This window comes from Fictibacillus fluitans (assembly GCF_030418125.1).
GTDB lineage: Bacteria > Bacillota > Bacilli > Bacillales > Fictibacillaceae > Fictibacillus_C > Fictibacillus_C fluitans.
Genome location: NZ_JAUHTR010000013.1, coordinates 15,187 through 40,495, shown reverse-complemented (window position 1 = coordinate 40,495; position 25,309 = coordinate 15,187). Strand labels below are relative to the sequence as shown.

Here is a 25,309-nt window from a genome sequence, read left to right as displayed (position 1 = left end):
GGTTTCGAGGAGTGATATAGTTAAAGCAAGCAAGCTGTTCGTACAGGAGGATAATGCCATGAATAATGACCTTTTACAGGAGTTTATGGAATTGAATGAGGAAGAACGATCCATCCTCGAGCAAAAAAAAGAAATTAAAAAAGACCTGTACACGAGCCAGCGCAGCTTTGTAATCGAAAGTGAGAAACTGCTGGATCACGACAAGATGATTATGGTCCGCAAGCATACCAGGTTTGTGGATTTTCCAAAGCATACGCACAATTACATTGAAATCAATTATGTGTTTAACGGGGAGCTGCACCAGACTGTCGGTGAAGAGAAGCTTTGCTTGAAGAAGGGTGAATTACTTTTTCTTAACCAGCATATTGACCATGAGATCGAAGCAAGCGGAAGAGAAGACATTATTATTAACTTTATTATTCAGCCGCAATTCTTTGAATATATTTTCTCGTTTTTATCCACCGACAATCGAATCAGCAACTTCATTATCAACAGCTTGTACAACAATACCCAGGACGGACATTTTCTCTATTTTGCCGTAGCTGAGGTGGAAATTATTCAAAAAGTGATCGGGCGAATCATTGATGAAATCCGAAATCCTTCCCTGCTTTCGGATTCCTCTATCAAACTGTATATAGGCTTGCTGATGATAGAGCTCATCAAGCATTCCGACAAGCTGAAGAGAAATGAGGTCTATTCCTCCCGCCAGTTTATTATGCTGGAAACCATGAAGTATATCGACAAGAATTACAGAAATGCATCACTGTATGAGCTTGCACATCAATTGAACCAAAGCTATCATTCGCTAAGCAAGCATATCAAGAATGCCACCAATTGCACCTTCAAAAGCCTGGTTCAGGAAAAGCGGCTGACAATTGCCAGGCAGCTGCTGGAAAATACGGACCTTTCCATTGCCGAAATTGTGGACAGGACCGGATATGATAACGTCAGTTACTTTTACCGGATCTTCAGGGACAAATTCGGACATACACCAAAAGAACTCAGAGAGCAGTCAGCGCAGTAATTTATGCGGGCTGTTCTTTTTTTGTGCAAATAAGGACAAGAAGTGGGTAAATCACGATATTATTTTCTGAATTTATTGATAGTACCATAAGGAATAAGAAAACGCTTTCAACGGAGGTGGAGGAATGGGCACCTATTGTCTGGCTGTCGATATCGGTGCATCGAGCGGGAGGATGATCGCCGGCACAATAATAGCAGGGAAATTGGAGCTGACAGAAGTGCACCGCTTTGAAAATAAGATTATTCAAAAGGGGCAGCATTCCTGCTGGGATACAGACCGGCTGTTTCAGGAGATCAAGACAGGAATTATGAAATGCAAGAAGCAAGACATTCAGCCCCAAAGCATAGGCATTGATACTTGGGCTGTGGACTTTGTTCTATTAGATGGAAATGACAATCTATTAACGGATTGTGTGTCTTACCGTGATCCAAGAACAGATGGAATGATGGAAAAAGTGTTTGAGATTTTCTCAAAGGAAAGGCTTTACCTGGAAACGGGGATTCAGTTTCAAAAGTTTAATACCATTTACCAGCTGTATTCCCTTCAGCAAAATTGCCCTGAAGTACTGAAAAAAGCGGAATCGTTTTTATTGATACCCGAGTACTTTAACTTCCTTCTGGCAGGTGTGAAAGCCAGTGAATATACCAATGCAAGCTCAACCCAGCTGGTTAATGCTTTTACGAAAAAATGGGATGACTCCCTTATGGATGTTCTGAGCATTAAAAAGGAGATGTTCCATGAGATCAAAATGCCAAAGACGGTGCTTGGGCCGCTCAGGAAAGAGCTTGCGGCAGAGTTTGGAATGGACATAAAGGTTATATTGCCGGCTACCCATGATACCGGTTCAGCTGTCATTTCAGCACCTGTTCAGGAAGATGCCATTTATATCAGTTCTGGGACATGGTCATTGATTGGTGTTGAAAACCCGTTTCCGATTTGTGTGACAAAAGCGCTGGACTACAATTTCACCAATGAAGGCGGCATGGATCATCAATTTCGCTTCTTGAAAAATATTATGGGACTCTGGATGATTCAGGAGGTCAAAAGAAATTACCAGGATGAATTTACGTTTGCTGAACTGGCATGCCTGGCACAGGAGGAACTGCCCTTCCAGGCAATGGTCGATGTGAATGATGACCGGTTTTTAAAGCCGGTAAATATGATTGAAGAAATTCAGGATTACTGCCGTGAAACGGGGCAAACGATACCCTTAACACCTGGTGAAGTAGCGAGATGTGTTTTTGATAGTTTAGCAGTCAGCTATAAGGAAGCAGTGGAACAGATTGAGCATATTTTCGAAAAAGAGTTTAGCCAGATCAATGTGATTGGCGGCGGCTGTCAGAACGAAAAGCTCAATCAGCTGATCGCCAATGTAACAGGCAAGGACGTGTATGCCGGGCCGGTGGAAGCTACAGCTATCGGAAACTTGGCGGTGCAATTGATGGCCCTTGGTGAAGTGAAGGATATAAAAGAAGTAAGAAAAATCATTTATCAATCATTTGAAGTAAAAAAATATCAGCCGGAAAACGGACAAATACCCATCATGCAAAGGAGTGCTGTGAAATGACAATGATTCAAGAAGGCTATGAGTATGCAAAACAGGCATATGCCAAATGGGGAATCAATGTGGATGAAGCCATCTTAGGGCTGAAGCGTGTTCCGATTTCCATTCATTGCTGGCAGGGAGATGACATTGCCGGTTTTGAAGTGGATGCTCAGGAGCTGTCGGGAGGAATTGACGTCACGGGTGATTATCCCGGCAAAGCGGAAACGCCTGAACAATTGAGAAGCGATCTCGAAAAGGCACTTTCTCTAATTCCGGGAACACACCGTGTGAACCTGCACGCCATTTATGCCGAAACCGATGGAGAGATTGTAGAACGTGATCAGCTCGAGCCGAAGCATTTTAAAAACTGGGTGGAGTGGGCCAGGCAGCATCAACTGGGACTCGATTTTAATCCGACGATTTTTTCACATCCAAAAGCCGCAGACGGCCTGACTCTGTCACATCCCGACCCGGAAATCAGGGAATTCTGGATCAACCATTGCATTGCCAGCCGAAAAATTGGTGAATACTTTGGGCGGGAGCTTGGTACGCCTTGTCTCACAAATATTTGGATTCCGGACGGCTACAAAGATGTGCCGAGCGACAGAATGACACCGCGTGTAAGGCTGAAGGATTCACTGGACCGGATTTTTGCCGCTCCAATTGATGAAGCCTTTAATGTGGATGCGATTGAAAGCAAGTTGTTCGGGCTTGGATCTGAATCCTTTGTCGTCGGTTCCCACGAGTTTTATCTGGGCTATGCGCTGAAAAATAATAAGCTGTGCCTGCTCGACACCGGTCATTTTCATCCGACGGAAACGGTATCCAACAAAATATCATCGATGCTTCTGTACAGTGACAATCTGGCTCTTCATGTATCCCGTCCAGTCCGCTGGGACAGTGACCATGTGGTAACACTCGATGACGAGCTCCGGGAGATTGCTCTTGAAATTGTTCGCAATGATGCGCTGGATAAGGTCATGATCGGTTTGGATTTCTTTGATGCAAGCATAAACAGGGTCGCTGCCTGGACAATTGGCACAAGAAATATGATCAAGGCTCTTCTTTATGCCATGCTCACTCCCAATGATTATTTGAAACAGTTGCAGGAGGAAGGCAACTATACCGAACGTCTGACATTGATTGAAGAATTCAAAACGTATCCCTTTGGTGCAGTATGGGATTATTATTGCGAGCAAAATGGCGTTCCGGTTAAAGAGGCCTGGCTTGATGAAGTAAAAGCCTATGAGCAGGGTGTATTGGGGCACCGGGGAAAACAAGAAGTCAGGTAAATGGATATTAAAAAAATGTAAGCGGTGATATTACAGGATGGAGGGCTTGCTGTGATCAGAAAAGGGTTTGTCATGAAGGTGTATGAAGACCAGCATGAAGAGTATGAAAAACGGCATGATGAAATCTGGCCGGATCTGGTGGAGGAGCTTCATAAACACGGCGCAAGGAACTATTCTATCTTCTTGGATAAAGAAACAAGCCAGCTCTTTGGCTATGTGGAAATTGAAGATGAAGAGCTTTGGAAAAAAATGAGTTCGACCGAAATTAATCAAAAATGGTGGAGCTACATGGCGCCTGTCATGGAAACGAACAGGGATGACAGCCCCGTGGCCAAAGACTTAAAGCCAGTGTTTCATATGGCCTGATCATACAACAGGAAACGAGGGGAATTTGATGGCAAAACAAATGATTGGGGCAAAAAAGACAACCGGATGGAAAGCGACCATTTCGGTCGCGATGGCTAATTATATTGAAGCGGGATCCATTATTGCCGCGGCGAGCAGTCTGACACTATGGCAGGCATATCTTCATATTGACAATATGGGCGTCGGCTTGTTAAGCGCCCTGAGCGCAAATGCATTTGGAGCGGCTATAGGAGCTCTCCTTGGAGGACCGCTCACTGACAAATTCGGACGAAAGTTTATCTTTACCTACGACCTTTTGGTGTACATGCTTGGTGTGCTTTTGATCGCAGTATCCTTCAACTTTCCAATGCTGCTCGTTGGAACGGTCATAACGGGAATTGCGGTTGGTGCAGGCGTGCCGGTTTCATGGACCTACATCGCAGAAGAATCGCCGACGCACAAGCGTGCGGCTCATGTGGGAACCGCACAGCTGGCGTGGTCGTTCGGACCAGCACTGACTTTTCTGCTTGCAGTTCTTGCAGCACCGCTGGGACTTCTTGGTTCCCGGCTAATTTTCGCTCATCTGCTCATTGTCGCTTTTATTACATGGTATATCCGGCAGGGACTCGATGAGTCAAAAATGTGGGAGGAGCAAAAGCAGCAGGATGAAGAGGACCGGGTACTTGGTAAGCAAAAGCAAGGTTCATTTAAAGAATTATTTACATTAAAAGTAAACCGGCAGGCCATGTTTTTACTGATTGGGATTTACCTGTTCTGGAACTTGACGGCAGGTGCAATGGGTTACTTTATGCCGTATATCTATGAAAATGTGGGAGGTTTGAGCTCGGGGCAGGCTAACATGCTGCAGGTTGTGCTCTGGTCATTCACTGTACTGACCACCTACTTCTTATTCATGAAATTCGGAGACAGCTTCAGCCGCAAAGCCATGTTTGCAACCGGGGCAGGCTTGGGCATCATTGCCTGGCTGATTCTTACGTTCATGCCGATGACCTGGCCGACGTTAATTATCTTTGTTCTTTTATGGGGATCTGCTGCAGGAATCGGGGCACAAGCTTTTTATGCACTGTGGACAAGCGAATTATTTCCGACCCGGTATCGTGCAAGCGCCCAGGGAACCATGTATTTTATCGTCCGGACAGGCATCGCGGTTTGGTCATTTATCCTGCCCACGTTAATGAACACACTTGGATTCAAAGCGGCAGGCATCGTGATGATCATTTTCCTCGCGATTCATATGGTAATTGGCATTGCCCTCGCACCCAAAACAATGGGCAAATCCCTTAAAGAAATTGAAGAGGATCGTTATGGAAAAAGAAAAGGACCAGAGAACATTATTAAAAGTGCAAACTAGAGAACAGCTATGGACTTGTCGGCAAGACAAGTCCATAAACTTTGTAAGCCCTTTTATTTCTCATTTGGTGAAATATTCTGTAAGATTACGGAGATGGAAATTTTTTAAAAAGAGGTTGATATTTTTCTAAAAGGAGCGAGGCACATTGGATTATCGTTATTTGGGAAAAACAGGTCTTAGAGTAAGTGAGCTTTGTTTAGGAACCATGACACTGGGCAGGGAAACCAACCAGGAAGACAGCTATCGTATACTGGACCGCTTTAAAGAACAGGGCGGAAACTTTATCGATACTGCCAATGTATACAGCCAAGGCCGTTCGGAAGAAATCGTCGGCTCATGGCTGGCGAAACAAAAACGCGATGATTTTGTGCTTGCAACAAAAGTTCGTTTCTCCATGGGGGATCAGGCTAATGATATTGGGCTGAGCAGAAAGCATATCCTGTCAGCCATTAAGGACAGTCTGCACCGGTTGAAAACGGACTATATCGATCTCTACCAGGTTCATGCCTGGGACCCGAGAACACCGCTCGAAGAAACATTGAGCGCGCTGAATGATTTGGTGAAAGAAGGCGTGGTCAGGTACATCGGGGCCAGCAACTTTAAAGGCTGGCAGCTTCAAAAAGCAATCGACATCAGTAAACACAATGGCTGGGCATCCTTTGTCTCCCTGCAGCCGCAATACAATCTGCTGACAAGAGCAACAGAATGGGAACTGATTGATGTATGTCTTCAGGAAGGACTGGGGGTTATTCCATGGAGTCCGCTCCGCGGCGGATGGCTCAGCGGAAAATTCAGAAGAGGAATGGAACAGCCGCCTCAGGATTCCAGGGTGTCAATTGCAGAGGAACAAGGCTGGGGAGAAAATTGGACAAGATACAATAATGATTTTACTTGGGATATCATTGATGCATTACTGGAAGTGGCCGAAACGGAAGAAAAGACGCCTGCACAGGTAGCGCTTAACTGGCTTCTTCAAAGTCCGGGTGTAACTGCTCCCATTATTGGAGCCAGAACACTTGATCAACTGGAAAACAACCTTGGAAGTGCCGGCTGGTCACTGAAGCCGGAGTCCTTTGAAAAGCTGAACAGGGCAAGCCAAATGCCGGTCAGTTATCCCTATGATCAGGATGCCATCGATCAGAGGTCCAGAGGGAGAGAATGATCCTTTAAACTTGCAGACACAGCACGTGTCTGCAAGATTTTTTTGATTTCCAAAAATATGTTATACTTACCATGTGATAAACAAGTGTAATCAAAAACAAAACAACAAAAATAAAACACGGATAAAGTGGGTGCAGACTATGCTTGTAGCCGAACGGCAGCGAAAGCTCGTGCAATTGGTGAACGAACGAATGAGCATCAGGGTGAATGAGCTTAGTAAGCTTTTCTCTGTGACAGAGGAAACGATCAGAAGAGACCTGGAGAAACTGGAAAAGGAACATCTCCTTCGCCGAAGCCATGGGGGAGCCGTCTCCATTGAAAAAGAACAATCGGAGGTTTCTTATCAGGAACGGGAAATTATCCATTCCCGGGAAAAACAAAGGATCGCGAGTGAAGCGGTCAAATTGATTGAACCGGGAGACCAAATCGCTCTTGATGCCAGCACAACAGCCTGGTATATGGCGAAGGAACTGCCGGATATGCGGCTTACCGTATTGACCAACTCCATCAAAGTAGCAGTGGAGCTCAGCAAAAAAGAACAGATCCGTGTCATATCCACTGGCGGGCTGCTTGTGCCGCAATCTCTTTCCTATGTTGGCCCGCTCGCTGAGCGTTCCCTAAGTGCTTATCATGTCAATAAAGCCTTTCTTTCCTGCAAGGGAGTACATGTAGAACGGGGACTAACCGACAGCAACGAGTTTCAGGCACTGGTTAAAAAACGAATGATCGAGATTGCAGACCGAACCATCCTCCTGGCGGATGCCAGTAAATTCGGTATCCGGGCGTTCGCCCACATCGCCTCAATGAATCAGATTGATTCGGTTATTTCCAACAGCGATCTGGATCCTTCTATAGAGGAAGCGTTAAAGGAAAAAAGTATTAAATTAAGCACCGTGTAGTGGAGGCAGAAGATGCAAAAAGAGTTTCCAGTAATTGAAACAGATCGATTAATATTACGAAAAGTAACCAGGGCTGATACAAAAGATATGTTCCTCTATTTGTCCGATACGGACGTTATGCGTTATATGGGGCTGGAACCCTATCAAACTCCGAAAGAAACGGAAACCGAAATCAGATGGTATGATGAAATATTCCGGGAAGGAACGGGAATGCGCTGGGGGATCACGTTAAAAGGCGTGAATAAGGTGATTGGCAGCTGCGGTTTTCTGAACAAACATCCCAGGCATCGCCGTTCTGAAGTCGGATTTGAATTAAGCAAGAAGTTTTGGGGAAAAGGGATTGCAGGCGAAGCACTGGATGCTGTTGTGAACTATGGTTTTCAGGAGCTTAACCTGGAACGGATTGAAGCGCTCATTGAACCTGAAAATACCGCCTCGCAAAAGTTAATTGAGAGGAAAGGGTTTCAAAGGGAAGGGCTGCTCAGGCACTATGAATTTACGTGTGGTAAGTTTGATGACTTGTATATGTATTCTCTATTAAGAGGCGAACTTGAATAAAGGAGGGGTATGATGAAAAGATTCTTGATATTTATAGGATTATTTCTGACCGGGTATATCATACTGCAGCTGGTATCCGGCTTGTTTTTGACCGCGGGTTACTCACCGGACATGATGGATCAGGGCAAAACCGTAGGATATCAAGTGTTCGGCCGGATCTCTTTTGTGATTGGAACGTTATTGATCGCTACGCTTGCCTTTTTTCTGTCTGAAAAATTGATCGGAACCAATAAGTAAACCCCTGAAGCTGAGAGCTTCAGGGGTTTTGCTGTGTGCCCACACAGGCTATAGGTTAAGACCGTAAACCGGCAGAAGCTAGTAACAAAAGAAGTCTATAAGACTACTTGTAATCAAAGACTTGAATACTTCATAATCCAGAAAAGAAGAAACGGTAGACAAAGAGCCAACGAATGTTATAATGAAGAAAAAAAACGGCAATGGAGCCTCTGTTCACCATGAACAGGGGCTCTTTCTGTTTTGGAAGGGGAAAAAATGTCAGACGATAAAAAAAGGTTCATACAAGAATTTGTACCTGGAAAACAAGTTACACTTAGTCATCTTATTGCCAATCCAGATCAGGATATGTTTGAAAAGCTCGGTATTGTTCAATCTGGTGCTCTTGGCATTTTAACATTGACACCAAGTGAAACGGTGATCATTGCAGGAGACTTGGCAACAAAGGCAGCACATGTGACATTAGGATTTTTGGACAGGTTTACTGGAAGTCTTGTAGTAGTTGGGAGTGTTTCAGAAGTAGAGCTCGCTATGATAAAAGTAAACTCATTTTTGTCTGAGAATCTGGGATATACTCCGTCTAACATCACCAAATCTTAGGAGGTGTTAAAGTTGAACAAAAAAGCTCGTGCAATGCTAATTGGTTCCATAGGGACCGGGAAAACTAGCATGACTAATGCCTTGCTAGGGAATAAAAGGGAACCATTAAAAACTCAAACGTTAAGCTATAATGATTGGATTGTAGACACTCCTGGGGAATATACAGAAAACCCTATGTTTTACAAAACGATCATGGCTACTTCACTTGAAGTTACGCATGTCATATTTTTGCAGGATGCCACTCAAGCAAAATGTATATTTCCACCAGGGTTCTCAATGGGCATTTCTAAAATAGCAATAGGTGCTGTCACAAAAAAAGACAAGGAGGGAGCCGATATCGCAAGAGCTGTCTCCCAACTTAGACAGGCTATGCCAACTGGGCCGATTATCATTACGTCTTCTTATACAAATGAAGGGCTTCATCATATCCGAAGCCTTGTGGAACTTCCTACTTTTGAGGCTATTTCCAAGTATTGTATGGAAAATTCCGATAATTATTTGGCAGAAATATGAAAGCCTTTACAACACGGAAAATATAAAGTATTCTGAAATTGAAAATGAATATGGATTAGGCAAAGGCGCCTATCAACGATCAGAAGTCTTTCTGTGTTGAAGGAGCCTTTTTGTTTATAAAGGAGCTTTAGCATGGAAAACGGAAGCTTGATCAAACATTTATGTACCCAGCATACTTCTTTAACCGAAGAGGATGTGCATATCATCCAAGAAAAAAGCACAATGCTTCAGACCCTAGCGGACATGTCACAGGCCCATGTTTTTATTGACTGTATCGTAGCTGAACAAAAGGCTGTAGTAGTGGCAGAGGCTGTGCCTTCAACTGCATTTTCAATTTATAAAAAACATTTGGTAGGGAAAATGATTTATAAGGCCTTTGAACCCGCTGTTTTTCGTAGCTACCAAACAGGTGAATCCATCATGTCCCATCGGGCTGTTACACATGAAGGCCAGCATGTAAGCCAAAATGTAATGCCTTTCAGAAATGGTTCAAACAAAATCATCGGTTTATTCATTTCTGAAAAAGATATAACGGCTCAAGTACAGCATGAACTCGAGCTGGAGACCTTAACAAAGACCACCGAGGAAATAAGCAAAACATTTTGGGATATTGTCTCAAATGAACCTAGCATTCCTGATGTACTTGAAGATGGCTTGATGTTTCTAAACAGAACGGGTGAAATATTGTATGCAAATAATTATGCGATCAGTCTCTTAGAACACCATCATTCGGGCCCTTACCCCTTTGATTATAAAAGTAAAAAGGTGTATGATGCATTGCCCTTTATTTCCGAAAACTCTTTGCTGCAAAGTGAGTTAAGTGAAGAAGAGGAGGAATTCGAAGGCCGAGTCTACTGCAAGAGGATCATTAATTTACGTTCAAATGGAGGCCAAGAAAAAGTGCTGCTTTATTTAAGAGACATATCTGACTTAAGAGAGAAGGAGCGCCAATTAGTGGTAAAGTCAGCTGTCATAAAAGAAATCCACCACCGAGTTAAAAATAATCTCCAAACAGTGGCCAGCCTTCTTAGACTTCAGTTAAGAAGGGGGGTTCCCGAAGAAGCTAAGGTTCTTTACCAAGAAAGTTTAAACAGGATACTAAGCATAGCAACTGTTCATGATTATTTATCCTACAATGGACTTGAAAAAGTAGATATAAAAGAAATCATTCAAAAGGTAGCTAAAATGCTTGTTTTTCAAGCAGAAATAGAAGAAGAGCCGATTAAGCTTGAGCTGAGCTTAGACTCAATTGTTCTTCCTTCAAGCCATGCTGTTTCTCTGGCATTAATCTTTACCGAAATCTTGCAAAATAGTTTGAAACATGGCTATAGCGAACAAAACGGAGGAGTTATTCAAGTCTTCCTAAAGATGGAACAGTCAAAAGTTACTCTAAGAGTGATCGATGATGGTAGTGGCATTAAAGAGAATGAGAGGAAAGAGCAGCTGGGCCTGGAGATTGTTAAAAACCTTACTGAATTTGATCTTGGAGGTTCTTTTGCAATTTATCCAAGTCAAGGTAAAGGAACAACTGCGAATGTTGAGTTCATTCTGGAAGAGGAGGGATTTGATGAGTAAAGCACGCGTGATGGTAGTCGACGATGAATCCATATTGCGAATGGATTTGAAAGAGATGCTGGCTGAAGCAGGCTATGAAGTTGTAGCGGAAGCGAACAATGGTGAGCTTGCCATCGAAATGGCAGCCCTGCATCATCCAGAACTCATCATTATGGATGTGAAAATGCCTAGGATGAATGGTATTAAAGCTTCGAGAATTATCGAGAAAACTTTTAAGATTCCAGTAGTATTATTAACAGCTTACAGCCAAAATGAAACGATTGAAGAAGCTAAAAAAGCTGGAATTTCTGGATACCTTGTAAAACCCATCACCGAAAAACAGTTAATCCCGGCAGTTGAGATTGCGTTGGCTCAGAATCAAAAAGTTAAACGGTTGCTAAAAGATATGAAAAATCTCGAACAAAAAATAGAAGATCGAAAACTGATTGAAAAAGCAAAAGGAATTGTAATGGAATCTCTCGGTATCAATGAAGATGACGCATATCAAAAGTTAAGAACTTACTGCATGAACCATAGAGTGATTATGAAGGAGCTTGCACATTACATCATTAAACACAAATCTATTGATTTTAGCGTGAAAATTTCCTCATAAAATAATAAACAGGCAAAGGCGCCTAATTATCCGGTTTTAACATAAACCAGGTGGTTAGGTGCCTTTATTTACTGAGGAGGGAAGCTATTGAGCTCTTCGGGGAATATCGAAACGATACTCAGTGTTGGAATTGATATAGGTACCAGTACGACAAAGATTATTGTCAGCCGATTTTCTTTAGAAAATATAGCGGGTGCTAGCCATGTTCCCAAAATAGAAATCGTTAAAAAAGAAATCTTGTACAAAAGCCCGATTTATCGAACACCATTGCTGGATAATAAGAAAATCATTGACATTCAGGAAGTCCATGCCCTTGTTCGTAAAGAATATGAAAAAGCTGGAGTAATGCCTACTGATGTTAAAACAGGCGCCGTAATTATTACAGGAGAAAGTGCCACCAAGGAAAATGCCCAAGAAATAATCCATGATCTTTCATCAGAAGCTGGCGAGTTTCTTGTTGCAACAGCAGGACCTGATCTGGAAAGCATTATTGCAGCAAAAGGATCAGGTGCCTACCAATATTCTCTTGATACAGGGAAGTGCATCGCGAATATAGATATCGGAGGCGGGACTACAAATATAGCAGTCTATAAGAAGGGTATTCTATTGGGAACCTGTACATTGCATGTGGGTGGGAGGCTAATCGAGTTTCAAGATGGTGAAATTGCTGCCGTGTCAAAACCTGTCAAAGAAGTCGCAAGAATGATAGATCAATCACTTTCTTCACAAGAAGATGTTGAATCAGTCCTGGACTTTATGGTAAATACCCTTACTGAAATTTTAAATGGAAGCATCAAAACAAAAGAGAACCCTTTAATTCTAGGGCATCTGCCGGAATGGGGAAATACGGTGGAAGCAATCATGTTTTCAGGGGGGGTAAGCGAGTGCCTCTATAAACACGAAACAGCGCAATCTGAACTTTATGACGATATTGGCAGCTGCCTGGCCAATAAGATAAAGGAAAGCAGTAGATTAGCAGAATGGGAGTGGATTACCCCATTAGAAACTGTAAGAGCTACAGTTCTTGGGGCAGGCACTCAAACGACAGAAATTAGTGGAGCAACCATACAAGTCGATGCTGCAAAGCTTCCATTAAAAAACCTGCCTGTTTTTCATCTTCATCTAGAAGACCTTCAGGTAGGGGAGGAGTCGGTTAAGCAGGCGGTTCAGCAGGCTCTTGAAATGTATGATCCCAATCAAGAAGGAATAAATTTCGCACTTTATATCTCAGGATTAAAAATATTGAGATTCAGTGAAGTTCAGCAAATTGCCTTATGGCTTCTTCAAGCCTTCCAGATGCAAATAAACAATGATCAACCTCTGGTAATTGTAATGGCGAATGATATGGCAAAAGTCTTAGGGCAATCCATTCAGTCATTAAAACCTGAACGTCCAATTGTTTGTATTGATCAAATAAAAGTTGAAAATGGCGATTACTTGGATATTGGGAGTATGTTGAGGGCTGAAGTTGTGCCAGTTGTAGTTAAAACCCTCGCATTTCATTCATAGGAAGGTGAAAGAACATTGAAGCTGCAAACAAAATTACTCGGTCATGTTTATCAGTTTAATAATCTTAAAGAATTATTTGCTAAAGCGAATGAGGAAAAATCAGGGGATCGTTTGTCAGGATTAGCCGCTGAGTCGGTGCAGGAAAGAATTGCAGCAAAACTAGTGCTTGGCGGCTTGACCTTGAATGAAATCAGAGATCATCCTCTTTTACCCTGTGAAGAAGATGAGGTTTCAAGAGTAATTGATGGACAGATCAATGAAACGATATATTCATCCATCAAACGGTGGACAGTCTCAGAATTAAGAGAGCACATCCTTGATGATCTTACAACGGGCACAGACCTCCTTCGGTTAAGTAGGGGATTAAACAGTGAGATGATAGCAGCTGTTACGAAACTCATGTCTAACCTCGATTTAATTCATGGAGCTAATAAGTTTGAAATCATTACTCAATGCAATATTCCCATCGGACAAAAAGGCATTCTTGCATCACGTCTACAGCCGAATCATCCTACTGATCAAGTTGAGGGGATGCTTGCAGCTTTGAAGGAAGGGCTATCCTATGGAATCGGTGATGCTGTCATCGGCATCAATCCTGTAGATGACTCAGTCGAAAGTGTTAAAAGGCTTTTGCATGCCACTCATGATTTTATGAAGGAATGGAAAGTGCCTTCACAAAATTGTGTCTTGGCGCATGTTACCACTCAGATGAAAGCCATCGAACAAGGTGCACCAGCGGATATGATTTTCCAAAGCATTGCTGGAACAGAAGCAGCCAATCAATCATTTGGTATAAGCGCCGCTTTACTGGATGAGGCGAATGATTTGATTACGCAACTTGGTGCCTCATCTGGACCTGATCGGCTGTATTTCGAAACAGGGCAGGGTTCAGAATTATCAGCAGAAGCTCATCACGGCATCGACCAGGTAACTTTAGAAGCTCGGAATTACGGATTTGCCCATAAATATAACCCTTTTATGTTAAACACTGTCGTAGGTTTTATCGGCCCTGAATACTTGTATGACAGCAAACAGGTGATTAGAGCTGGATTGGAAGATCACTTCATGGGGAAAATGCACAATATTTCAATGGGTGTCGATGTCTGTTATACCAATCATATTCGCGCAGACCAAAATGATATGGAAGACTTGGGTGTTCTATTAACAGCTGCAGGGGTGAACTTTATTATCGCAACACCGATGGGAGATGATTGTATGCTCAATTACCAATCAATGAGTTTTCATGACATTGCCACATTAAGACAAACGATGAATAGACGGCCATCGCCCAGGTTTGAAAGTTGGCTAGAGGAGATCGGCGTGATGAACGATGGACGTTTAACTCCGTTGGCTGGCGACTTAACCCTATTCGATTGAGGAGGTGATAAATAGTATGAATGCATCTGATGTTGAAAAAGTTACAGAATTGATTTTAAAAGAACTAAACAGCCAACATAATGTCAGCAGAGAGCCTGAAAAACCCACAGGAAGCATGGTTAAATTTCATAAAAATTTAAATACAATCCCTGATTTTAAACGCACTCCAGATTTAAAGGAAAAAAAGGTACGCAACCATATGGAAGATTTCTCATCTGTTGATCATCCAACTAATCAAGAATACCTTACAGAACAAATAAAAAAAACGCCTGCGAGAATAGGTGTAGGAAGAGCGGGAGTTCGCCCGAAAACGAATGCGCTGCTTAAATTCAGACTTGACCATGCCGCAGCAGTAGATTCGGTATATGGAAAAGTCTCTGACGAACTTCTTAACAGAATGAACTGGTTTTCAGTCCAGACTATGGTTGAGGATCAGGAAGTATACATCCGAAGACCAGATCTTGGAAGAAAACTGAATGATGAAGCGAAAAAACAAATAGCTGCCAAATGTAAAAAGAATCCTGAAGTTCAGATTGTTATTTCGGATGGTCTTAGCTTTGAGGCTGTCGAAAAGAATGCAGAGGATGTTTTCTTATCACTGCAGCAAGCACTCACTCAGCTAGGTTATGAACAGGGCACTCCATTTTTTGTGAAAAATGGAAGGGTAGCGATAATGGACGATATTGGTGAAGCTCTAAATCCGGAGGTGGTGGTTTTATTAATAGGCGAGCGTCCTGGTCTGATCAGTGCTGAATCATTAAGTGCTTACCTTTGCTATAAGCCAAGAAAAGGGACGATTGAGGCGGACAGAATGGTAATTTCCAATATCCATGCAGGGGGAATACCTCCTGCAGAGGCAGGGGCTTATCTTGGCAATGTCGTTAAAAAGATTCTCGATAACAAGGCAAGTGGTATTTCTCTTGTTAAAAGAGAGAAGTAAGGAGGTGGAAACTTGGAGCAGCAAAAGTTAAAAGCAGAGATTTTGGCCATACGCATGATCCCGAATGCTGATGACTCTTTTTGCAAAAGCCTTCAGCTTAGACACCATCAAAAAAGTCTAGGAATGTTAACCACTACGATTGATGATATAGGCTATACAGCATTGGATGAAGCAACAAAACAAGCTGATGTCGAAGTGGTTTATGCCCGCTCATTCTATGGAGGTGCGAATCATTCCTCCGGTCCATTATCAGGTGAATTTATCGGGATAATCGCGGGTTCAAGCCCGGATGAAGTAAAGAGCGGCATTGATGCTGCACGTAATACCATAGAGTTTGGTGCATCTTTTGAATCGTTAAATGCTGATGGAACTCATGCGTTTTTTGCGCACGTTATACCAAGGACCGGAAGCTACTTATCAAAGCTGGCGGAGATTCAACAAGGAGACCCACTTGCCTATTTAATCGCACCGCCACTTGAATCCGTATATGGTATTGATGCTGCATTGAAAGCGGCAGATGTGCAACTTGTCAAATTTTTCGGGCCACCATCAGAAACAAATTTTGGAGGAGGTTTGCTAACAGGAAGTGAGTCCGCCTGCCGTGCAGCAGCGGATGCATTTAGAGAAAGTGTAATACGCATCGCTGAAGATCCACTCGCATATTAACGTTCATGGAGTGGAGAGAAAGGAGTAGTTCGGAAAGATGAATGTAGACTTGGATCTATTATCCATGCAAGAGATGAGAAATGCAGTGGAAAACGCAAAAAAAGCACAGCGAAAATTTAGTAAATTTACCCAGGAACAAGTGGACAGGGTCATTGACGCAATTGCTGAAACCGCATATAAAGAGTCACTGCATTTAGCAGAACTGGCTGTAAAAGAAACTGGTCTCGGTGTAATAGAGCATAAAAAGATAAAAAACGAGCTTGGTTCCAAAGGAGTTTATGAATCGATAAAGGATATTAAAACTGTTGGAATGATTAATGAGGACAAGCAGCAAAAGATAGTGGAGATCGCAGCGCCTTTTGGAGTTGTTGCTGGAATCGTTCCTGTAACGAATCCAACGTCTACTACCATATTCAAAACACTGATCTCACTAAAGGCGGGAAATGGGATAGTTTTTAGCCCGCATCCTTCCGGAAAAAAATGCACAGTAGAAGCAGCGAAAATCTGTATGAAAGCTGCCGAGCAAGCCGGTGCGCCTGAAGGTCTAATTGGTTGGATCACTGAGCCTTCGATGGAAGCAACCCAAGCTTTGATGAAGCATCGTGATGTGAATGTCATTCTTGCCACTGGGGGAGGCGGCCTGGTCAGAGCTGCCTATAGTTCAGGAAAACCAGCGTATGGTGTAGGACCTGGGAACGTTCCCGTCTATATAGAAAAGTCAGCTGAGGTCAAAAAGGCTGTTAAACGGATTATGGACAGTAAAACATTCGATTATGGAACAATCTGTGCTTCTGAACAATCTGTCATCGCTGATCAAAATGTTAAAGAACTCGCTGTAAGAGAATTTAAGAATCAAGGTGCCTATTTTCTTAATTCGGATGAGAAAAGAAAAATGGAAAAGATAATTTCTCCCCAGCCCGGAAAATTAAATCCAAAAATAGTCGGTAAATCGCCAGTTTTTATTGCCGAAATGGCAGGACTTGAGGTTCCAGCAGACACTACCCTGCTGATTGCTTTTGAATCAGAGATTGGTAAAGACATCCCTTTTTCCATTGAAAAGCTAGCACCCATTTTTGCCTTCTATACGGTAAAGGACTCGAAGGAAGCATTGACACATGCAGATAAACTTTTGAAACTTGGCGGCAGGGGCCACTCACTTTCTATTCATACTACAGACGAAGACGTGGCTAAGGCTTTTGCTTTAGAAATGCCGGTTTCAAGGGTCTTGGTCAATACACCATCTGCACTTGGTGCAGTAGGCGGGACGACGGGATTAAAACCCTCTATGACTCTTGGTTGTGGAACATTCGGCGGTAATATAACATCAGACAATGTCACAGTCACACACTTATTTAATAAGAAGAGACTCGCCTACGGAACCAAAGAAATAGTAGTAACAAATAAGGAACAGAAAGAAGATTACAAAACGGAGAAAAACGGAACAAACAATGAACAGCTTAACATGATAGTTAACGAAGTGCTATCAAAAGTCAACGGCAGTAAAGACCTTAATAAGGAAACAATACAAGCTTTGGTAAGCCAGGCTATTTCCAAATTATAATCCAATTCAATACGCTGAATTTAAAAAAATAAAAATATCAGGAGGAAATGAATATGTCTAACGCATTAGGAATGATCGAAACTAAAGGATTGGTAGCTTCTGTGGAAGCTGCAGACGCTATGGTGAAAGCTGCAAATGTAAACTTGGTTGGGAAAGTTCATGTTGGAGGAGGATTAGTTACGGTTTTAGTAAGAGGAGACGTTGGTGCAGTTAAAGCAGCTACAGAGGCAGGAGCCGCTGCAGCACAACGCATTGGAGAACTTCTTTCTGTACATGTCATCCCACGTCCACACAACGAACTTGAGGCCATTCTCCCAAAGGCTGAAACACTATAGTTAAATGTGTGGAAAGGCAGGGGATGTAGCATTGAATGAGGAGACTGTCCGCTCAATTGTTGCACAAGTTATTGAAAAGTTCCAGAATATTAACATGAGCGAGAAACAAGTGCCGATTGCTGTTTCTGCCAGACATGTTCATCTATCAAAAGAGCATATGCAAATTTTGTTCGGCAAGGATTACGAGCTTACAAAGAAAGCAGATCTTTCTCAGCCTGGCCAGTATGCAGCCAATGAAACACTTACGATTGCTGGAAGAAAAGGGAGCATTGAACGGGTAAGGGTGCTGGGGCCCGTTCGAAGCTCGACTCAAATTGAGATTAGCCAGACGGATGCTGTAAAAATGGGGTATGAGCCCCCAGTAAGACAATCAGGGGAGATTCTAAACTCATCACCCTGTGTCATTTTCGGGCCAAAAGGCAGTCTACACATTGAAGAAGGATTGATTATCGCCCAGCGCCATATTCACATGAATCCCGAAGACGCTAACCTCTATGGGGTATCGGATGGTGATCTTGTAACCATTTCCGTGAAATCTGAACGACCGATTCAATTTGATCAAGTTCTTATTCGCGTTTCTGATCGTTATAAGCTTGAAATGCATATTGACACTGATGAAGCGAATGCTGCAGCTATCCATACAGGAAATTCCGGTGTGTTGATAAAAAAAGGATTTCTTCACAATGAATAGGTCTGCCGATCGGGAACTCATTACAAAAATTGTTGAAGAAGTTTTACAGCGCCTTCAAACTGAAGATTTAATGGAGAAACAAAAACCACTGCTGTATATATTTGCAAGTGGTGCAGAACCATCGGCGTTGCAGCAAGTCACTTTAACGTGCAGACCATATTTTGAAATCTGTGTGGTGAAGAACGAACAGAGTGACATTTTCCAAGATTCAACCGCCCAAGTTCTTTTTATGAATGTTGATCAGGATTTAATTGTCAGAGGAGCGCTAGGATTAACAGACACGCCGCAGAGTCTCGCCTTGGCAAAAGCGCTGCACGGGAATTTGCCGATTACAATGTTACTTTCAAAGGTTGAAAATGAAGTGTATTCTACAAAAACTGCCTATAAGGAATATTTACTTAACCAAAAAATCCGGTTAGAAACGTTTGGCGTAAGAATAACTAGCTTAAAAGATTTAAAAGGAGAACTAGACATAGATGCAAAGGAAAGAAATCCTGATAAATCGTTATTACAGAATAAACTTTTGACTGAGAACGATATTAATGCAGCAAATAGGAAAGAACTCAGGATTAATAAAGAAACCATTGTCACACCTTTAGCTTGGGATGCAGCAAGGAAACAAGGGATAAGAATAATGATTCTGGATGAGTAAGGCGGTGATACCATGAAAATAGGTACTGTAATCGGAAATATATGGGCAACGAGAAAAGAAGAAGGCCTTATCGGCTTAAAATTTCTATTCATTCAGCTTGAGTTACCCGATGGTTCACCGATTGAAAGTCCCGTTATTGCAGCTGACCGTATTGGAGCAGGTATTGGTGACAAAGTAATGATAACTAGCGGAAGCGCTGCGAGGTTTGTCATTGAAAATAATAATGTGCCAATAGATTCAGCGGTTATTGGAATAGTAGATTCAATAGATGTGGAAAGCAGGTGAGTTTGTGGGAAAAGCTATCGGAATGCTAGAAACAAAAGGTTTAATCGGTTCCATTGAAGCAGCGGATGCTATGATTAAAGCGGCAGATGTCCGGCTTGTCACCCAGGAAAAAATTGATGGTGCATTGGTGACGGTTCTTATTGAAGGAGATGTAGGGGCTGTGCAGGCGGCATTAGAAGTTGGAAAAGAAGCGGCTCAGCGTGTAGGAGAGTTAATATCTGTGCATATTATTCCCCGTCCTGATGATGATGTCGCAGGAATTATTAATCAAACGAATAAGAATGCTATCAAAAAAACAGAAAATAAACAGGTGAAAAGCCTGCCCGTTGAAAACAAGACACTCGAAGGTAATACGGAATTAAAGAAGAAAAGCAAGTAAAACTTGGATTGATGTTCATGAGAGGAGGGACAATTCATGAAATTATCTTGCAGGATAAAAAATGACACCTATCATTTTAAATCTATTAAAGAAGTTCTTGCTAAAGCAAGTGAAGAAAAATCCGGTGATATAATGTCGGGAATCGCAGCGGCCACCTCATTGGAAAGGATGGCAGCGAAAGTTGTATTAAGCGAGCTTCAATTAAAAGATTTTTATGAAAATCCAGTGATCCCCTATGAAACGGATCTTGTCACAAAGGTTATCTATGACAATATCAATCTTTCAATATACAGGGAATTTCAAACAATGACGATTGGTGAACTTCGCGACTATATTCTCTCTCATACAACAACTTTTCATGAGTTGAGAAAACTCACTCAGGGATTGACGAGTGAGATGATTTCAGGTGTGGCCAAGCTGATGTCTACGATAGATCTTGTAATGGCCGCACAAAAAATGAAATATCAGGCTTTTTGTAATACCTTAATTGGGGAACCCGGCCGGCTAGCGTTTAGATGCCAGCCGAACCATCCAACGGATTTGCCTGAAGGCATCTTGTATTCTTTAAAAGAAGGGCTCTCCTACGGTTCTGGTGATGCTGTTATCGGGGTAAATCCAAATGTAGATACTGCTGATTCTGTTTCAAGGATTCTTCACATGACACATGATTTTATGGATAAATGGAAAATCCCAACCCAGAACTGTGTCCTGGCTCATATTACAACGCAAATTGAGGCATTGGAAAAAGGAGCTCCTGTTGCCCTTATGTTCCAAAGTTTGGCTGGAACACAAAAAGGAAATGAAGCGTTTGGCGTCACCAAGGAAATTCTTGACTATGGTGAGCAGCTTATGAAAAAACAGGGAACTTCAACCGGACCAAACATTTTTTATTTTGAAACTGGCCAAGGTTCAGAAGTTTCACTCGATGCTGACCATGGTGTGGATATGCAGACGCTCGAATCAAGAACCTATGGATTTGCCAAGCACTGGTCACCCTTCATGGTTAACAATGTTTCTGGCTTTATTGGTCCGGAGACATTGTTTGATGGGAAACAGATGATACGTGCAGACCTCGAAGATCTTTTCATGGGCAAAATGCATGGGTTGCCTATGGGGATAGCGCCAACCTATACCAACCATATGCACGCTGATCAGAACGATCAGGAGATAGCAGGAATCTTAACCACAGTTGCCGGTGCCAATTTTTACATGGGTGTCCCAGGTGGTGATGATGTTATGCTAAATTACCAGGACACCAGTTTTCATGATAATGCGAGTTTAAGGGAGATGTTGGGCTTACGGCCTTTAAGCGAGTTTGAAAAGTGGATGGAAAACATGGGATTAATGGAAAATGGCAAGCTGACCAACCGTGCTGGAGATCTCTCTATTTTTGATTAGGAGTGAAACGAATGAATCAAACTGAAATAACCAAAATAGTGAATGAGGTCCTGCAAGAGCTAAACAAAACTAAAGCAAGCAATGAAAATAAAGAAGGTGTTCCATTAAAAAAAACAGATTCTGCAGCAGATATTATAGATTTTACAGAACAAGCAGAAATGGCGGTAGATGAGCCTAAAAACAAGGATACTATCCAGCATGCTCAAAAAATCACTCCCGCTCGGATCGGCATTGGGCGCTCAGGTACTAGAATGAAAACCAAGAGCTATCTCCAATTCAGGATTGATCATGCCGCAGCACAGGATGCTGTTTTGAAAGATGTGGAACCGGACATGATCAAAGAACTGAATCTGCCCGTTCTTCAAACAAAGGCAGAAGATATGGAAACCTATTTAATGGATCTTGAAGCGGGACGGACACTTAATGATGAATCTATCCGTTGGCTGAAAGAGAATGGAGAAAAAGGAAAGCAGATACAAATCATCATATGTGATGGATTAAGTTCCACTGCTGTTGAATCCAATACAAGAGATTTGTTGCCTGCAATTGTGCAAGGGCTTTCATTAAAGGGGATCACCTATGCAAAACCACTTTTTGTTAAACGTTCAAGGGTGTGGGTTCAGGATCATGTCGCCAAAATTGTTGATTCAGATATTGTTATCTCCCTAATCGGAGAAAGGCCAGGTCTGGCAACAGCTGAAAGTTTAAGTGCTTATATGGTCTATCGACCAGGTGAACATACTGTAGAAGCGGACAGGACAGTCATCTCTAACATTCATAAAGGCGGCCTCTCACCTGTTGAGGCAGGGGCGCACTTGGCAGATTTACTGGAACAAATGCTTCAATACAAAGCAAGCGGAGTTCAATTGGTTAAACATCGTAACAAAAAATAGCTGATAGGGGGGATTAGGTGAGTCAAATTGGAACTTATGTCATCTATGTCATTATGGCTTCAGCCGTTATTGGTGCCTTTGCTTCCATTCGAAATAGTGAAGATGGAATAGGCAAAGAGTTTATGGAGGGTTTGCATTCTGTTGGTTATATATTCGTGCCCGCTGCCGGTATCATGGCATCAATTCCATACTTGTCAGCGTTTATTGAAAAAGTGTTTGGACCGATGTTTCATGCTGTTGGTGCTGACCCAGCAATCGCAGCCACTACAATCATTGCAGTTGATATGGGGGGATACCAGCTTGCCGAAGCTCTGGCTGCGACAAAAGAAAGCTGGATTATGGCCATGTCGGTCGGTTATATGTCAGGAGCGACAATTGTTTTCTCTATTCCAGTAGGCTTGGCTATGCTTGATAAACGTGATCATAAATATATGGCTTTAGGTGTGATGTCTGGTGTTCTCACCATTCCTATTGGGGTGTTTATCGCAAGTGCCACTATGGCTCTTACACGGCCAGAGGTACGTTCTGTCATCAGTACGGGTGGTGAGGCCAGTTATCAGCTGGCGTTAACTTTTGGCAAAATCATGCTGAATTTGACGCCACTTGTTCTTTTTGTTGCTCTTATTGCTTTAGGGCTTCGCTTTTTCCCAGATAAGATGATCAGTGGATTTATGTGGTTTGGTAAGATAATGGATTCTGGCATAAAATTGGTGCTTGTTTTTTCAATTGTGGAATATTTTACAGGTGCATTTACAGCACTGTTCGGCAGCTGGGGGTTCGACCCTATCATCGCAGACAAAAAGGATCAGTTTAGAGCGTTGGAGACTGCAGGATATATAGGGATTATGCTTTGTGGGGCTTTCCCTATGGTATATATGATTCGTAAATACTTGGCAAGGCCTTTGGATGGCATGGGTAATAAATTAGGTCTAGGAGCAGCTGGTAGTGCAGGACTTTTAGCATCCGCTGCCAACATTTTAGCCATGTTCCGTTTAATTAAAACAATGAGACCAAAAGACAAAGTGATTAATATTTCATTTGCTGTTTGTTCAGCTTTTTTGTTCGGTGACCACTTGTCATTTACCGCAAACTTTCAGCCGAATCTCATCCCATCTATTATGTTTGGAAAATTCGGTGCTGGTGTTGTTGCCATTGGTTTCGCCTATTGGCTCTCAGTGCCAAAAGCTCTCGAACTTGAGAAAAAAGATATAGCTGAAGGTGTTATTCAGCCCGGAGAGTACGAAGATCCAGAAGAAGCTCTCGGGAAGCAGGAAGACCGAATTATTCCAGAAGCCAAAAGTTTATAAATAAAGCCGCTTCGACCCATGAAGCGGCTTTACTCGTGGTGTGCCCGGGACGGGGACAGGCTATTGGATGGATGTCCCGAAACAGTAGATTAAGACAAAGAAGCGACTCGCATAGCTGATGGAAGTACCGATAGCTCACACAAAACCCCTGGGAAAGCCAATAGGCTTTCCCAGGGGTTAAAAGAGTTGAACTGCAAGATATCACGTTCTGTGTCAGACGTAACAGGAACCGTACGTAAGATGCTGTGAAAGGATGTAGAGGTTTGGGCGTTTCTCCCAATTGTTATTTCTTTAACTTATTCCATGTTGCATCAAGAGCTTCCAATGTTTCTTTTTCGGATTTCTTCTTGCCAACATAGGCTTGAAGTGTAGATCCAAACTCCTGGCCTGCTCCATCTGGATATTTCATGAACTGCCAAGTGTACGTTTTACCTTCTTGGGAGTACTTCTGGATTTCAGCGCCAAGTGGTCCGATATCATCTGCTTTTGCGTCAATGTTCTTAAATGCAGGGATGTATTTAAATTCCTTCGTCAACGCTTCTTTTCCTTCTTTAGAAGAAACCATCCAGTTTAAGAAGTCTTTTGCTGCTTTTTTATCAGCCTTTGGTGCCTTGTTGTATACAACCCAGTTACTTGGTACATCTGCCATAAGCTTATCTGCTTCTTTTTTGTTGTCGTTCAGTGCCATTGGGATAAAGCCAACATCCATGTTCGGTGTGATTTTGTCGATCATCGGCTGAATCCAGTTACCTTGCTGAACCATTGCTGCTTCACCGCTGGCAAATAGTGTTACTTGAGTGTTGTAGTCAGTAGTCAACGGGTTTTTGTTGCCGTATTTGATGGTCAGGTCAAGCAATTTGAAATAATCGTCAAAGTATTTGCTGTCCGCAATCTTTGCTTTTCCTTCGTTTAGACCACTAATAAAGTTTTTGTCCGCGCTTTCCTGATAAGCCAATGGAACATTCAGGCCGTGGTTTGCGAGCACCCACCACTCACCATAACCGACTGAGAAAGGTGTGATGCCCTTAGCTTTTAATTTTTTCGCTGCTGCTTCCAGCTCAGAGAATGTAGTAGGAAGCGTTGTGATTCCTGCCTTTTTGAACAATTCCTTGTTGTACGCAAATCCATAGCCCTCAAGGTTTACAGGCTGGCCAAGAACTTTTCCGTCCAATGTCATTGGCTTCAATGCGTTAGGGTAGGCGTTTTTAACCCACGGCTGATCGGAAAGGTCTTCGAGTTTGTCTTTCCATGTTACAGCATCCTGGTATCCTGAGCTGGTGAAAATATCAGGCGCTTTGTTGGAAGCGAATTTTGCTTTTAGAGCGGCACCGCCGTCTGCACCACCGCCTACGGTTTCAATGTTAAAGGTAACGTTCGGATGTTCTTTTGTATATTGGTCGGTTAACGCTTTAAGCTGGTCGGCAATTTCTACTTTACCCTGGAACATGTCAATGACGACTTTGTCGCCCTTGCTTCCGCTTGCTTTGTCCCCTGATGCACCGTCACTGGAACAAGCTGCTGTAAAAAGAAGTGATGCGGAAAGGACACCTGCTGCTAATGAAATCTTTTTCATGTTTTTACCCATGATTTTTACCCTCCTGAGAA

27 protein-coding genes are annotated in these 25,309 nt (G+C 42.6%); 26 read left to right on the top strand and 1 reads right to left on the bottom strand.

Annotated elements, in window-relative coordinates; translation table 11 throughout:
• The first annotated feature begins 58 nt into the window (after nucleotides 1-58).
• From QYB97_RS19370 to eutH, 26 genes are all read left to right on the top strand, one after another.
• Nucleotides 59-1,024 (top strand): AraC family transcriptional regulator, encoded by a 966-nt coding sequence (locus tag QYB97_RS19370; protein ID WP_301167671.1) that lies wholly within the window; start codon nucleotides 59-61, stop codon nucleotides 1,022-1,024.
• 124 nt (nucleotides 1,025-1,148) lie between these two features.
• Entirely contained in the window at nucleotides 1,149-2,591 is a 1,443-nt protein-coding gene (rhaB, locus tag QYB97_RS19365) for a rhamnulokinase (RefSeq protein WP_301167670.1), read from the top strand.
• 2 nt (nucleotides 2,592-2,593) lie between these two features.
• Nucleotides 2,594-3,862 (top strand): L-rhamnose isomerase, encoded by a 1,269-nt coding sequence (gene rhaA, locus QYB97_RS19360; protein WP_425589828.1) that lies wholly within the window; start codon nucleotides 2,594-2,596, stop codon nucleotides 3,860-3,862.
• Nucleotides 3,863-3,913: 51 nt separating this feature from the next.
• Complete coding sequence (gene rhaM / locus QYB97_RS19355; protein WP_301167668.1) at nucleotides 3,914-4,228, top strand: L-rhamnose mutarotase; 315 nt, start codon at nucleotides 3,914-3,916, stop codon at nucleotides 4,226-4,228.
• Between the two features lie 28 nt (nucleotides 4,229-4,256).
• Nucleotides 4,257-5,579 carry an MFS transporter gene (locus tag QYB97_RS19350; protein ID WP_301167667.1) on the top strand — a complete coding sequence of 441 codons (1,323 nt, stop codon included), beginning with the start codon at nucleotides 4,257-4,259 and terminating at the stop codon, nucleotides 5,577-5,579.
• A gap of 145 nt (nucleotides 5,580-5,724) precedes the next feature.
• On the top strand, nucleotides 5,725-6,741 hold the full coding sequence (locus QYB97_RS19345; RefSeq protein ID WP_301167666.1) for an aldo/keto reductase: 1,017 nt from the start codon (nucleotides 5,725-5,727) through the stop codon (nucleotides 6,739-6,741).
• Between the two features lie 139 nt (nucleotides 6,742-6,880).
• Nucleotides 6,881-7,639 (top strand): DeoR/GlpR family DNA-binding transcription regulator, encoded by a 759-nt coding sequence (locus QYB97_RS19340; RefSeq protein ID WP_301167665.1) that lies wholly within the window; start codon nucleotides 6,881-6,883, stop codon nucleotides 7,637-7,639.
• Between the two features lie 12 nt (nucleotides 7,640-7,651).
• On the top strand, nucleotides 7,652-8,197 hold the full coding sequence (locus tag QYB97_RS19335; RefSeq protein ID WP_301167664.1) for a GNAT family N-acetyltransferase: 546 nt from the start codon (nucleotides 7,652-7,654) through the stop codon (nucleotides 8,195-8,197).
• Nucleotides 8,198-8,209: 12 nt separating this feature from the next.
• Nucleotides 8,210-8,434, top strand: coding sequence for a hypothetical protein (locus QYB97_RS19330; protein ID WP_301167663.1), 225 nt, complete (start codon nucleotides 8,210-8,212; stop codon nucleotides 8,432-8,434).
• 255 nt (nucleotides 8,435-8,689) lie between these two features.
• Complete coding sequence (gene eutS, locus QYB97_RS19325; RefSeq protein WP_301167662.1) at nucleotides 8,690-9,031, top strand: ethanolamine utilization microcompartment protein EutS; 342 nt, start codon at nucleotides 8,690-8,692, stop codon at nucleotides 9,029-9,031.
• Nucleotides 9,032-9,043: 12 nt separating this feature from the next.
• Nucleotides 9,044-9,544 carry a EutP/PduV family microcompartment system protein gene (locus QYB97_RS19320; protein ID WP_301167661.1) on the top strand — a complete coding sequence of 167 codons (501 nt, stop codon included), beginning with the start codon at nucleotides 9,044-9,046 and terminating at the stop codon, nucleotides 9,542-9,544.
• 132 nt (nucleotides 9,545-9,676) lie between these two features.
• Nucleotides 9,677-11,119 (top strand): sensor histidine kinase, encoded by a 1,443-nt coding sequence (locus QYB97_RS19315; protein WP_301167660.1) that lies wholly within the window; start codon nucleotides 9,677-9,679, stop codon nucleotides 11,117-11,119.
• Nucleotides 11,112-11,711, top strand: coding sequence for an ANTAR domain-containing response regulator (locus QYB97_RS19310; RefSeq protein WP_301167659.1), 600 nt, complete (start codon nucleotides 11,112-11,114; stop codon nucleotides 11,709-11,711). Before QYB97_RS19315 ends, QYB97_RS19310 begins: the two co-directional genes overlap by 8 nt.
• Before the next feature lie 87 nt (nucleotides 11,712-11,798).
• Entirely contained in the window at nucleotides 11,799-13,220 is a 1,422-nt protein-coding gene (locus QYB97_RS19305) for an ethanolamine ammonia-lyase reactivating factor EutA (RefSeq protein WP_301167658.1), read from the top strand.
• Nucleotides 13,221-13,235: 15 nt separating this feature from the next.
• Nucleotides 13,236-14,597, top strand: a complete 1,362-nt coding sequence (locus QYB97_RS19300; protein WP_301167657.1) for an ethanolamine ammonia-lyase subunit EutB — start codon at nucleotides 13,236-13,238, stop codon at nucleotides 14,595-14,597.
• A 16-nt stretch (nucleotides 14,598-14,613) separates the two neighbouring features.
• The gene (eutC, locus tag QYB97_RS19295; protein WP_301167656.1) at nucleotides 14,614-15,537 is read left to right on the top strand and encodes an ethanolamine ammonia-lyase subunit EutC; all 924 of its coding nucleotides are present in this window, start codon (nucleotides 14,614-14,616) and stop codon (nucleotides 15,535-15,537) included.
• A 12-nt stretch (nucleotides 15,538-15,549) separates the two neighbouring features.
• Nucleotides 15,550-16,203, top strand: a complete 654-nt coding sequence (gene eutL, locus QYB97_RS19290; RefSeq protein WP_301167655.1) for an ethanolamine utilization microcompartment protein EutL — start codon at nucleotides 15,550-15,552, stop codon at nucleotides 16,201-16,203.
• A gap of 37 nt (nucleotides 16,204-16,240) precedes the next feature.
• On the top strand, nucleotides 16,241-17,764 hold the full coding sequence (locus tag QYB97_RS19285; protein WP_301167654.1) for an acetaldehyde dehydrogenase (acetylating): 1,524 nt from the start codon (nucleotides 16,241-16,243) through the stop codon (nucleotides 17,762-17,764).
• Nucleotides 17,765-17,817: 53 nt separating this feature from the next.
• Nucleotides 17,818-18,099 carry an ethanolamine utilization microcompartment protein EutM gene (gene eutM, locus QYB97_RS19280; protein WP_301167653.1) on the top strand — a complete coding sequence of 94 codons (282 nt, stop codon included), beginning with the start codon at nucleotides 17,818-17,820 and terminating at the stop codon, nucleotides 18,097-18,099.
• A 31-nt stretch (nucleotides 18,100-18,130) separates the two neighbouring features.
• A complete protein-coding gene (gene pduL / locus QYB97_RS19275; protein ID WP_301167652.1) occupies nucleotides 18,131-18,790 on the top strand; it encodes a phosphate propanoyltransferase in 660 nt (219 codons plus the stop codon).
• Entirely contained in the window at nucleotides 18,783-19,442 is a 660-nt protein-coding gene (locus tag QYB97_RS19270) for a hypothetical protein (protein WP_301167651.1), read from the top strand. Before pduL ends, QYB97_RS19270 begins: the two co-directional genes overlap by 8 nt.
• A gap of 12 nt (nucleotides 19,443-19,454) precedes the next feature.
• Nucleotides 19,455-19,727 (top strand): EutN/CcmL family microcompartment protein, encoded by a 273-nt coding sequence (locus QYB97_RS19265; protein ID WP_301167650.1) that lies wholly within the window; start codon nucleotides 19,455-19,457, stop codon nucleotides 19,725-19,727.
• A gap of 4 nt (nucleotides 19,728-19,731) precedes the next feature.
• Nucleotides 19,732-20,106 (top strand): BMC domain-containing protein, encoded by a 375-nt coding sequence (locus tag QYB97_RS19260; RefSeq protein WP_301167649.1) that lies wholly within the window; start codon nucleotides 19,732-19,734, stop codon nucleotides 20,104-20,106.
• Nucleotides 20,107-20,142: 36 nt separating this feature from the next.
• Nucleotides 20,143-21,504: an ethanolamine ammonia-lyase subunit EutB gene (locus QYB97_RS19255; RefSeq protein ID WP_301167648.1), complete on the top strand. Its 1,362-nt coding sequence runs from the start codon at nucleotides 20,143-20,145 to the stop codon at nucleotides 21,502-21,504.
• A gap of 11 nt (nucleotides 21,505-21,515) precedes the next feature.
• The gene (gene eutC, locus QYB97_RS19250; RefSeq protein ID WP_301167647.1) at nucleotides 21,516-22,397 is read left to right on the top strand and encodes an ethanolamine ammonia-lyase subunit EutC; all 882 of its coding nucleotides are present in this window, start codon (nucleotides 21,516-21,518) and stop codon (nucleotides 22,395-22,397) included.
• Nucleotides 22,398-22,414: 17 nt separating this feature from the next.
• The gene (gene eutH / locus QYB97_RS19245) at nucleotides 22,415-23,704 is read left to right on the top strand and encodes an ethanolamine utilization protein EutH (protein WP_301167646.1); all 1,290 of its coding nucleotides are present in this window, start codon (nucleotides 22,415-22,417) and stop codon (nucleotides 23,702-23,704) included.
• Nucleotides 23,705-23,987: 283 nt separating this feature from the next.
• Here eutH and QYB97_RS19240 read toward each other — a convergent pair whose 3' ends face one another.
• A complete protein-coding gene (locus tag QYB97_RS19240; RefSeq protein ID WP_301167645.1) occupies nucleotides 23,988-25,289 on the bottom strand; it encodes an ABC transporter substrate-binding protein in 1,302 nt (433 codons plus the stop codon).
• Between the last annotated feature and the right edge of the window lie 20 nt (nucleotides 25,290-25,309).

What these genes read in the sequence shown, in the direction of transcription:
- QYB97_RS19330 (WP_301167663.1), top strand. Translation starts at nt 8,210, where the DNA reads ATGAAAAGATTCTTGATATTTATAGGATTATTTCTGACCGGGTATATC.
- QYB97_RS19335 (WP_301167664.1), top strand. Translation starts at nt 7,652, where the DNA reads ATGCAAAAAGAGTTTCCAGTAATTGAAACAGATCGATTAATATTACGA.
- eutC (WP_301167656.1), top strand. Translation starts at nt 14,614, where the DNA reads ATGAATGCATCTGATGTTGAAAAAGTTACAGAATTGATTTTAAAAGAA.
- QYB97_RS19315 (WP_301167660.1), top strand. Translation starts at nt 9,677, where the DNA reads ATGGAAAACGGAAGCTTGATCAAACATTTATGTACCCAGCATACTTCT.
- QYB97_RS19340 (WP_301167665.1), top strand. Translation starts at nt 6,881, where the DNA reads ATGCTTGTAGCCGAACGGCAGCGAAAGCTCGTGCAATTGGTGAACGAA.
- eutC (WP_301167647.1), top strand. Translation starts at nt 21,516, where the DNA reads ATGAATCAAACTGAAATAACCAAAATAGTGAATGAGGTCCTGCAAGAG.
- QYB97_RS19285 (WP_301167654.1), top strand. Translation starts at nt 16,241, where the DNA reads ATGAATGTAGACTTGGATCTATTATCCATGCAAGAGATGAGAAATGCA.
- eutS (WP_301167662.1), top strand. Translation starts at nt 8,690, where the DNA reads ATGTCAGACGATAAAAAAAGGTTCATACAAGAATTTGTACCTGGAAAA.
- QYB97_RS19370 (WP_301167671.1), top strand. Translation starts at nt 59, where the DNA reads ATGAATAATGACCTTTTACAGGAGTTTATGGAATTGAATGAGGAAGAA.
- rhaA (WP_425589828.1), top strand. Translation starts at nt 2,594, where the DNA reads ATGATTCAAGAAGGCTATGAGTATGCAAAACAGGCATATGCCAAATGG.
- QYB97_RS19240 (WP_301167645.1), bottom strand. Translation starts at nt 25,289, where the DNA reads ATGGGTAAAAACATGAAAAAGATTTCATTAGCAGCAGGTGTCCTTTCC.
- QYB97_RS19255 (WP_301167648.1), top strand. Translation starts at nt 20,143, where the DNA reads ATGAAATTATCTTGCAGGATAAAAAATGACACCTATCATTTTAAATCT.
- QYB97_RS19310 (WP_301167659.1), top strand. Translation starts at nt 11,112, where the DNA reads ATGAGTAAAGCACGCGTGATGGTAGTCGACGATGAATCCATATTGCGA.
- QYB97_RS19270 (WP_301167651.1), top strand. Translation starts at nt 18,783, where the DNA reads ATGAATAGGTCTGCCGATCGGGAACTCATTACAAAAATTGTTGAAGAA.
- QYB97_RS19265 (WP_301167650.1), top strand. Translation starts at nt 19,455, where the DNA reads ATGAAAATAGGTACTGTAATCGGAAATATATGGGCAACGAGAAAAGAA.
- eutM (WP_301167653.1), top strand. Translation starts at nt 17,818, where the DNA reads ATGTCTAACGCATTAGGAATGATCGAAACTAAAGGATTGGTAGCTTCT.
- rhaB (WP_301167670.1), top strand. Translation starts at nt 1,149, where the DNA reads ATGGGCACCTATTGTCTGGCTGTCGATATCGGTGCATCGAGCGGGAGG.
- QYB97_RS19350 (WP_301167667.1), top strand. Translation starts at nt 4,257, where the DNA reads ATGGCAAAACAAATGATTGGGGCAAAAAAGACAACCGGATGGAAAGCG.